Origin of the sequence: Paraburkholderia sp. (genome assembly GCF_034668105.1) — a bacterium.
Lineage (GTDB): Bacteria > Pseudomonadota > Gammaproteobacteria > Burkholderiales > Burkholderiaceae > Paraburkholderia.
In genome coordinates this window covers 1-9,271 of sequence record NZ_JAXDPY010000558.1, presented here as the reverse complement: position 1 = coordinate 9,271, position 9,271 = coordinate 1, and the positions used below count along the sequence as shown (strand labels likewise).

Sequence of the window (9,271 nt, the reverse complement as noted above, 5' to 3'; positions counted from 1 at the left end):
AGCAATCGGGCATCGGCAGGGAGTACGGTACTTTCGGGCTGGAAGCGTTCATGGAGCCGAAGTCGCTTCTCGGCGTGAACTGACAGCGGCTCCTTGAGGGCGTTGCGTCGTTCTGCGGGAGGTGCGTCGGCATGCACGACGCACCACTGAATGTCTCACCGCCGGTTCGACCCCGACACAACATCGATCCACACAGCCAACACGAGAATGCTGCCTTTCACGATCATCTGCCAGTAAGCGTCGACGTCGAGCATCGACATGCCGTTGTCGAGGCTCGCCATCACCAACGCGCCGATCAACGCCCCATAGACCGTTCCGGAACCGCCACGCATCGACGTCCCGCCGATAAAGCACGCGGCGATCGCGTCGAGTTCGCCCATCGATCCCGCCGACGGCGAACCGGCCGCGAGCCGCGCCGTATTGACGATCCCGGCGAACGCGCACATCAGTCCCATCAACGCGAAGATGGCGAGCTTCACGCGATTGGTATTCACGCCGGAAAGCCGCGTCGCTTCCAGGTTGGAACCCACTGCATAGATGCGTCGCCCGAACACAGTCTGCGTGGCGATCCACGTGAAAACCCCCAGCAGCGCGAGCAGCAACAGAACGGGCACGGGAATCCCGCCATAACGATCGAGCGTGGCGACAAACGCGGCCAGAATCACGCCGGCGCCGACAACCTTCATGACGTCCTGCCACACCGGCACCACGCGCAACTTGTAACGCTCGCGGTTGCGCCGTTGGCGCAGCGTCAAAAACCCCAGCACCACGAACAGCACGACAGCGAGTGAGTCGCCCGCGAGGCGTGGCAAATACCCCTGTCCCACGAACACAAAGCCGTCGGAAACCGGCGCAATCGTCGAACCGCCCGTGACGCCGAGCAGAACGCCGCGATACGCGAGCATGCCGCCCAAGCCGACAATAAACGAAGGCACGCGCCGATACGTCGACCACCATCCGTTGAACATGCCGACGAGTACACCGAGCAGCATCACCACCGGCACGGTGACGCCGATCGGCCAATGCCGGTTCACGTCGAGAATCGCCGCTACGCCACCAAGCAAACCCAGCAACGATCCGACCGACAGATCGATCTCGCCTGCGATGATCACGAACACCATGCCGCACGCGAGCATGCCGGTAATCGACATCTGTCGCAGCAGATTCGACAGATTGCGCGGCGTGACAAACGCGCCGTGCGTCAGAAAAGAAAAGAAAAGCCAGATCACGGCCACGGCGATCAGCAACGCAAGAATCTTGTAGCGCGCGAACAATTGCTGAATGCGCTGCGGGCCACCGAATGCGCCTCGCGGCGCGGCGCCTTCTGCGGATTGGGAAGTGACGTCGGGAGTCATGCGGCACTCGCTTCGGTTGGTGCGCTCGGGTTTGGGGATCGCTGCACAGGACGGATCGCAGCGCTGAGAATGTCCTCTTGCGTGAGGCCGTCGTTGACGAAATCACCCCGCAATTCGCCTTCGCCGATCACTAGCACGCGGTCGCTGATGCCCAGTACTTCGGGCAATTCGGACGACACCATCACGATCGACATACCGCGCTGCGCCAGTTGAAAAATCAGTTTGTAGATTTCGTATTTCGCACCGACGTCGACACCGCGAGTGGGTTCGTCGAGGATCAGTACCTTTGGGTCGGTCAACAGCATGCGCGTGAGCACAGCTTTCTGCTGATTGCCACCCGACAGGCTCGCGATCGACAACATAGGATGCGCCGCGCGCACTGAAAGCCGCTTCATCTCCGTGTGAATCGTGTCGAGTTCGGCGGCCGAATCGATCCGGCCGCCCTTCGCGAAGCGTTGCAACACTGCAAGCGTGATGTTGTGCCCAACGCTCAGACCCGGCACGATGCCGTGGCGCTTGCGATCTTCCGGCACCATACCGATACCCGCGCGAATCGCATCAACGGGCGCGCGAATCTTCAGTGGCTTGCCTTCCATCACCACCGTCGCTTCGCTCACACCGGAATACGCGCCGAAGATCGCCTGCATCAGTTCCGTGCGCCCCGCGCCGACCAACCCCGCAACGCCAAGAATCTCGCCACGCCGCAACGCAAACGACACATCGTTCACGCGTTTGCGGCGTGGATTGGTGACATCGAAACAGGTGACGTGGCGTGCTTCGAAGATCACGTCGCCGATGGGATGAGGTTCGCGCGGAAACAGGTTCTTGATCTCGCGGCCCACCATCAGGGAAATGATGCGGTCCGTGGTCAGCGCACGCATCGGCTCGGTTGCGACATGACGGCCGTCGCGAATCACGCTGATCGTGTCGCACACGGCCGCTACTTCGTCGAGTTTGTGCGAGATATACACGCAGGCAACACCACGTCGTTTCAGATCGCGCACGATATCCAGCAGGATATGAATCTCCGTAGCGGTCAACGACGACGACGGTTCATCCAGGATCAACAGTTTCGCGCGCTTGTTCAGCGCCTTGGCGATCTCGATCAATTGCTGGTGACCGCCGCCGTAGTTCATCACCGGTTGTGCGGAATTGATTCCGCTTATGCCGAGTTCGCGCAGCAGTTCATCGGCGCGCTGATACATCGCGGCGTAATTCATTCTGCCGCCGGGCAGCGTGATTTCGTTGCCGAGAAAGATGTTCTCCGCAACTGAGAGCTCCGGCACCAGCATCAACTCCTGGTGGATGATGATGATGCCCGCGCGTTCCGTATCCCTTATGCTCGCGGCCTTCAGCGGTTCATCTTCCCAGATGATTTCGCCGTCCCAGGTACCGTGAGGATAGACGCCGGACAGCACTTTCATCAACGTCGATTTGCCCGCGCCGTTTTCGCCGCACAAGCCCACGCACTCGCCTGGCGCCACCGTCAGGTCGATGCCGTCCAGCGCCTTCACGCCGGAAAACGTCTTGACGATGCCGCGCATCGTCAGTAATGGCTGCGTCATTCGCTATGCCTCGCTGCAAGGCGCGCGGTGACGCCGGTGTGCCTGACGCGTATCAGGCATACCGGCTTCTACCGCGCACACGTTACGCTCATTGGCTCGCGAGCTGGGCCTGGGTGTAGAAGCCGTCCTTGACGACCACGTCGACATTACTCTTGGTCAGCAAGGTAGGTTGCAGAAGCACTGTGTCGACTTTCTTCTTGCCGTTGTCGTACTGGGCGTTAAAGGCCGGCTTCTCGCCCTTCGCAAGTGCGACGGAAAGTTTTGCCGCTTCGCCTGCGATCAGTTTCAGTGGCTTGTACACGGTCATCGTCTGCGTGCCGGCGATCACACGTTTCACGGCGGCCAGATCGGCGTCCTGACCCGACACGGGCACTTTGCCCGCCATGTGCTGCGCGGCGAGCGCCTGGATCGCGCCGCCCGCGGTGCCGTCGTTCGAAGCGACGATTGCGTCGATCTTGTTGTTGTTCGCCGTGAGCGCATCTTCAGTGATGCGCAGCGCGGTCGACGCGCTCCACTCCGGTACCCATTGCTGACCGACCACCTTGATGTCGCCCTTATCCATCGCGGGTTTCAGAATCTTGAGCTGGCCTTCGCGCAGCATCTTCGCGTTGTTGTCGGTCGGCGCGCCGCCGAGCAGGAAGTAATTGCCCTTCGGTTGCGCGTTGTAGACGCCTTGCGCTTGCAATTCGCCGACCTTCTCGTTGTCGAATGAGATATAGGCGTCCACGTCGGCATCGAGAATCAGGCGGTCATACGAAACGACCTTGATGCCGGCTTTTTTCGCTTCGGCGACCACATTGCCGAGCGTCTTCGAATTGAACGGCACGATCACGATCACGTCCACGCCACGCGAGATCAGATTTTCGATTTGCGAAATCTGTCGCTCTTCGCTCGCATCGGCGGATTGCACCGATACTTTGGCTCCAAGCTTCTCCGCTGCGGCAACGAAATAGTCACGATCGCGCGACCAGCGCTCGACACGCAGATCGTCGATACAAAATCCAATTTCGGGGTGGTCTTTGCTTGCATGCGCGAGCGGCGCGACAAGCGACAGGCTGGCGAGCATCGCTCCACACACGAGCGAACTCAGTACGGTACGACGCGTTGCGAATTTCATGTCTCACTCCTTGTTCTGATAGCCGGAATACCGGATTGGACGGTCTGTGCTGCGAGCCACAGAGCCGGACAAGCGACAACCCAAAGCTTCCTGTCTCGCGCGGTCGACGTGGCCGCGCGATTTTTATGTCTTACTGCGCGCCCTGTTTGGGCGTTACTTCGTGACTGCCTTTTAGCGCTTGCTATAAATCGCCTGATTCACGACGTTTTCCAACTGCTCCTGCCGGCCGCTCGCGTGCTGCGGATTCAAACCACGGCTCAATGCGTCCGTGGCCAGCGTTGCGAGCGAATAGTCGCCCGTCAGAATCTTGCGGCCGAACTCCGACTCCCAGCCCGCGTAGCGCTGACGTTTGAACTGCTCGAGCCGGTCGTTTTCGATCAGCGTCGCCGCGCGTTCAACGGCGAGTGCCAGATTATCGATTGCCCCGATGTGGCCGAAAAACAGATCTTCCGCATCGACACTCTGCCGCCGCACCTTGGCGTCGAAATTCATCCCGCCGCTCGTGAAGCCGCCGTGCTTGAGAATTTCGTAGAAGGCCAGCGTCAGTTCTTCGACGCTGTTTGGAAATTGATCCGTATCCCAGCCGTTTTGCTGATCGCCGCGATTCGCGTCGACGCTGCCGAAAATACCCAGCGCGTAGGCGGTAGCGATCTCGTGATGAAACGAGTGACCGGCCAGGGTCGCGTGATTGGCCTCGATGTTCACGCGAATCTCTTTTTCCAGCCCGTATTGCAACAGGAAGCCGTGGACGGTCGCGACGTCGTAGTCGTATTGATGCTTGGTCGGCTCCTGCGGTTTCGGTTCGATCAGCAGTGCGCCGTTGAAGCCGATCTTGTGCTTGTGCTCGACTACCATGTGCAGGAACCGGGCAAGCTGATCCCGTTCGCGCGCGAGGTCGGTGTTGAGCAGCGTGTCGTAGCCTTCCCGGCCGCCCCATAGCACATAGTTTTCGCCACCGAGCCGTTGGGTTGCGTCGAGCGCATGACGAACCTGCGTGGCGGCAAACGCGAAAATTTCCGGATCGGGGCTGGTTGCCGCGCCCGCGGCGTAACGCGGATGCGAGAAGAGATTGGCCGTGCCCCACAACAGTTTGATGCCGGTATCCTGCTGCTTGCGCGCCAGATAATCGGCGATACGCGTGAAGTTCTCGCTATAGTCTTTCAAGCTATTGCCTTCCGGTGCGACGTCCGTATCGTGAAACGTGTAGTACGGGGTACCAAGCTTCGAGAAGAACTCGAATGCCGAATCGGCTTTTTGTTGTGCCCGCTCCATTGCGTCGCCGGTTTGTTGCCACGGGCGCCGGAACGTCCCTTGCCCGAAGATATCCACGCCCGGCCAGACGAACGTATGCCAGTAGCACACGGCAATACGCAAGTGTTCTTCGAGTGTCTTGCCGAGCACGCGTTTGCTCTTGTCGTAATGGCGATACGCAAGCGGGTTATCCGATTGCGGGCCTTCATAGCGGATCTCGGGAATGTGTTCGAAGTAGGACATCAGCGTCTCCTGTGTCGACCTGGGTTTAGCGCTTTAGCGCTTACTCAGGTCCCATGCTGCATTGCAACCCGTGCGACATCGCCGCGCCGGTCGATAGGGTGACGCCATGCTGCCGCTTGCCAGAGGCATCGGCAATTGCGAAATTGCGCAGCGTGCTTAACGTTTCTTACTGCCCATGCGTTTGTTTCACACCGGCGCGAGCTTCGCGGCCTAGAATAACCAGACGCTTAAAAACGGTGCCCCCTTCGGAGCGCACCCTACAGGAGACGAAGGCGCCGCGAGTCCTGACGATCCGCACGCCGCCCACTGCCATGACCCGTCCGCAAACACCACAGACGACCCATCGGATCGCGCTGCTGTTCAACGCGAACAAGGTGTATGACCGCGAGATCATCACCGGCATCGGCAATTACCTGCTGTCCACGCGCGTCGCGTGGGATCTCTTCCTCGAAGAAGATTTCCGCTGCCGGTTGACGGGTATCGAGCGTTTCGACGGCGACGGCATCGTCGCGGATTTCGACGATCCGGCTGTGGGAGAAGCGCTGCGTGATTGCGCGCTGCCGGTGGTGGCGGTCGGTTCGTCGTTTGAAGATCCGGCGCACTACCCTCCGGACTTACCCTATATCGCGACCGATAACAGCAAGCTCGTTTCGCTGGCCTATACGCATCTGATCGGCGCGGGGCTCGGGCACTTCGCGTTGTATAGCCTGCCCCAGGCGCAGGAAAATCGCTGGGCGCAGCAGCGTGAGTTGGCATTCGCTCACCTGCGCAGCGCGGACGGCCACAGCGCCGAGCAGATCGGCACCGAGATCTATCGCGGGCTGTCGACCAGTGCGCCGTCATGGAATCAGGCAACCGAACAGCTCACCGCGTGGTTGAGCCAATTGCCGAAGCCGGTTGGCATCATCGCCGTCACCGACGCCCGTGCGCGGCATCTACTGCAGGCGTGTTTGATCGCGGGTATTCCCGTACCTGAAGAAGTCGCGATCATCGGCATCGACAACGATCCGCTCACGCGCACGCTCACTCGTATTCCGCTTTCCTCCGTGATTCAAGGCACCGAGGAAATGGGACGCACCGCCGCTCACTTGCTGCATCAAATGCTGCATGGCGCACGTTTTCCAGGGCGGCGCATTCTCGTGCCGCCGGTTGGCATCAACGTGCTCGAATCGACCCAACACCAGCCGCTAGCGAGTCCCTATGTGATGCGCGCGCGGCACTTCATCCGCCAGTACGCTTGCCAGGGTATTCGCACCGAACAGGTTGCGGACTACGTGGGTGTGTCGCGTTCGTCGCTCGAAGAGTACTTTCGACGCGAACGGCAATGTACCGTGCATCAGGAAATTCTGCGGCACAAACTCGATGTCGCAAAGGCGCTGCTGGCAAAGCGCGATGCCTCGAGCGCCGAGGTAGCGATCCGGTGTGGCTTCACGTCGCTGCAATACATGTACGCGGTATTTCGCCGCGAACTCGGTTGCACGCCGCGCGAATACCAGGAACGTGCGAATTCCACGGCAACACCCGGCTGAGCATGCCTTTCATCTATTACCTCCACCGACGACATGATCAGCATTGCACCTCTTTCTTCTGAGCCATGGGGCACGCTGCCCGGCGGCGACCCCGTGCGGCTCTTCACGCTGCGCAATGCGCACGGCATGAAAGTCGCCATTAGCGACCTGGGCGCAACACTGGTTTCCTGGCATGCGCCGGATCGCGCGGGACGTCTCGGCGACATTCTGCTCGGCCACGACACAGCCGCCGAGTATGTTGCGGCCACAACCTACATGGGCGGACTGATCGGCCGGTGGGCGAACCGCATTGCCGATGCGCGCTTCTCGCTCGACGGCATCGAGTACACACTCGATCGCAACGAAGGCACGAATCTGCTGCATGGCGGCACGCAGGGTTTTAATCGCACCATGTGGGACGCCAGCGAAGACAATGGCGCGCTAGTCATGCGTCTGGAATCGCCCGAAGGCGACGCCGGGTTTCCGGGCAACGTCACCGTGCAAGTGCGCTATACACTCGACGACAACGGCACCTTGACGATCGCCTATGAAGCCATCACCGACGCAGCGACACCGCTCAATTTGACGAGTCATCCGTACTTCAATCTCACCGCTCGGCGAGGCGCCGATATCCGCGGACATGTGTTGTCGATCGACGCCGAACGGTTCTTCGAAGTGGATGCGTCGATGATTCCTTGCGAGCTTGCCGAAGTGGCGGGCAACGCGTTCGACTTCCGGCGGAGCGCGCCGATCGGCGCGCGGCTCGATTGGCCGCATGCGCAGCTTGCGAGGGCCGGTGGTTTCGATCACTGCTATGTGCTGCGTGACGTGCCTGATGCCATGACCGTCGGCGGCATGGAGCGGATGCGCCAGGTGGCATGTGCGTATGACCCCGGCAGCGGGCGCGAACTCACTGTCTCGACCGATCAGCCCGGCTTACAGTTCTATACCGGCAATTTCCTGAACGGGGACACGGGACGTGGCGGCATTGCATACCAGCAGCACGCCGGGCTCTGCCTCGAAGCCGGTGGCTTTCCAAATCAAGTCAATATGGCCAGGCAGGAGCAAGTCATCGTGCGGCCCGGCAGCGCATACCGGCAGCTAACGGCGTATCGGGTTGGAATACGTTCTGGAGTCTGAAATAACTGCTCATATCTTATGGCCGGCATTACATAACGCCGACTTGTCATTTTCCGCAAGACTGAATTATCGGTTTAGGGGTTCTCCCTAGATCACCCGCTTCCTAGAATCGATGGATAGGCACCGAGCACATGTTGCGGCGCCCACTAGATCAATTCTCGGAGGGAAGCATCATGAAATCGCTGATCAAAGCAGTCGCGCTAGTTGTAGTTCTCGCAGCCCCGGTGGCTGCGTTCGCACAGTCCGAGCAACCGTTGACCCGCGCGGAGGTCAAGGCGCAATTGGTTCAGATTGAGCAGGCCGGCTACAACCCCGCGGTTGCAACTGATGCGACCTACCCTGCGGATATTCAGGCCGCTGAAGCACGTGTAGCCGCACAGCACGACACCGGCTACGGTTCTTCGGCAACTGGGTCGTCGCAAACCGGCACGCCCGCATCCACTGCGATGCCGGGTCAGCCCATGCCGATGGACAGTCAGTAACACGCAACCGCTATCTGCCGCTGTCTATCGCTGTCTATCGCTGTCTATGGCTGTGTCGTTCGATGCGAGCCGCGCTTGTTCCGGCGTGCGCTCGCATCGAACATATTCCACCGTGCACGACACCTGGTAGGGACAGACCTGTGTTTTGAAAAATAAAAGGGGCTAAGGCGAAATTGTGTGGGAGATAAAAACCCCTTGAAGCGAATCAACGCTTATAGCTAAGTAGCTCGGTGAGCTTGCGCTCCACCAACAGCGCGTCATCGGGATTCTGCCTCGGATTATTGACCCGGTGGCCCCAGATCGTATCAATGGGATGGATGTCGACGTTATTGATCTGCCGGGCTTCGTCGCAGATCTCCGCGGCGGAGAAGTACATATCCGTCAGGCTTGGCATGACCAGGCATCGCGCCTGAATGGCATCGAGCGCATTCGGTAAAGCACCCTTGTAGCGCGCGTTGTTGCTGATGTCCGCGCCGTGCCAGGCGTTGATCATCGCGAGCAGATCGTTTGGGTTCGTACGGGCGAGAAACGCGCCCCAGTCGTTAGTCACGAAATCTTCGAGATCGCGGTATCCGGCCGTGAGATATAACGCGCGTCTGTAGAATTCCGC

The 9,271-nt window shown here is 60.0% G+C and carries 7 protein-coding genes and 1 pseudogene; 3 read left to right on the top strand and 5 right to left on the bottom strand.

The genetic code is table 11. The features are described from left to right. Positions 1 to 155: 155 nt before the first annotated feature. From QOC89_RS24700 to xylA, 4 genes are all read right to left on the bottom strand, one after another. Positions 156 to 1,355 carry a sugar ABC transporter permease gene (locus QOC89_RS24700; RefSeq protein WP_323047411.1) on the bottom strand — a complete coding sequence of 400 codons (1,200 nt, stop codon included), beginning with the start codon at positions 1,353 to 1,355 and terminating at the stop codon, positions 156 to 158. Next, positions 1,352 to 2,920: a D-xylose ABC transporter ATP-binding protein gene (xylG, locus tag QOC89_RS24695; protein WP_323047410.1), complete on the bottom strand. Its 1,569-nt coding sequence runs from the start codon at positions 2,918 to 2,920 to the stop codon at positions 1,352 to 1,354. Before xylG ends, QOC89_RS24700 begins: the two co-directional genes overlap by 4 nt. A gap of 88 nt (positions 2,921 to 3,008) precedes the next feature. After that, the gene (xylF, locus tag QOC89_RS24690; RefSeq protein WP_323047409.1) at positions 3,009 to 4,037 is read right to left on the bottom strand and encodes a D-xylose ABC transporter substrate-binding protein; all 1,029 of its coding nucleotides are present in this window, start codon (positions 4,035 to 4,037) and stop codon (positions 3,009 to 3,011) included. A gap of 171 nt (positions 4,038 to 4,208) precedes the next feature. Then, complete coding sequence (gene xylA, locus QOC89_RS24685; RefSeq protein WP_323047408.1) at positions 4,209 to 5,531, bottom strand: xylose isomerase; 1,323 nt, start codon at positions 5,529 to 5,531, stop codon at positions 4,209 to 4,211. A gap of 311 nt (positions 5,532 to 5,842) precedes the next feature. On the opposite strand from xylA, the gene QOC89_RS24680 reads away from it, so the two are divergent. The 3 genes from QOC89_RS24680 to QOC89_RS24670 all read left to right on the top strand — a co-directional run bounded on the left by QOC89_RS24680 (position 5,843) and on the right by QOC89_RS24670 (position 8,661). Further along, positions 5,843 to 7,060 carry a DNA-binding transcriptional regulator gene (locus tag QOC89_RS24680; protein ID WP_323047407.1) on the top strand — a complete coding sequence of 406 codons (1,218 nt, stop codon included), beginning with the start codon at positions 5,843 to 5,845 and terminating at the stop codon, positions 7,058 to 7,060. Positions 7,061 to 7,093: 33 nt separating this feature from the next. After that, positions 7,094 to 8,179, top strand: coding sequence for an aldose epimerase family protein (locus QOC89_RS24675; protein ID WP_323047406.1), 1,086 nt, complete (start codon positions 7,094 to 7,096; stop codon positions 8,177 to 8,179). 173 nt (positions 8,180 to 8,352) lie between these two features. Further along, positions 8,353 to 8,661, top strand: coding sequence for a DUF4148 domain-containing protein (locus QOC89_RS24670; RefSeq protein ID WP_323047405.1), 309 nt, complete (start codon positions 8,353 to 8,355; stop codon positions 8,659 to 8,661). Positions 8,662 to 8,866: 205 nt separating this feature from the next. On the opposite strand, the pseudogene QOC89_RS24665 reads toward QOC89_RS24670, so the two are convergent. Next, positions 8,867 to 9,271: pseudogene (locus tag QOC89_RS24665) on the bottom strand (hypothetical protein); the annotation flags it as partial.

What these genes read in the sequence shown, in the direction of transcription:
- QOC89_RS24675 (WP_323047406.1), top strand. Translation starts at nt 7,094, where the DNA reads ATGATCAGCATTGCACCTCTTTCTTCTGAGCCATGGGGCACGCTGCCC.
- QOC89_RS24700 (WP_323047411.1), bottom strand. Translation starts at nt 1,355, where the DNA reads ATGACTCCCGACGTCACTTCCCAATCCGCAGAAGGCGCCGCGCCGCGA.
- QOC89_RS24680 (WP_323047407.1), top strand. Translation starts at nt 5,843, where the DNA reads ATGACCCGTCCGCAAACACCACAGACGACCCATCGGATCGCGCTGCTG.
- xylF (WP_323047409.1), bottom strand. Translation starts at nt 4,037, where the DNA reads ATGAAATTCGCAACGCGTCGTACCGTACTGAGTTCGCTCGTGTGTGGA.
- xylA (WP_323047408.1), bottom strand. Translation starts at nt 5,531, where the DNA reads ATGTCCTACTTCGAACACATTCCCGAGATCCGCTATGAAGGCCCGCAA.
- xylG (WP_323047410.1), bottom strand. Translation starts at nt 2,920, where the DNA reads ATGACGCAGCCATTACTGACGATGCGCGGCATCGTCAAGACGTTTTCC.
- QOC89_RS24670 (WP_323047405.1), top strand. Translation starts at nt 8,353, where the DNA reads ATGAAATCGCTGATCAAAGCAGTCGCGCTAGTTGTAGTTCTCGCAGCC.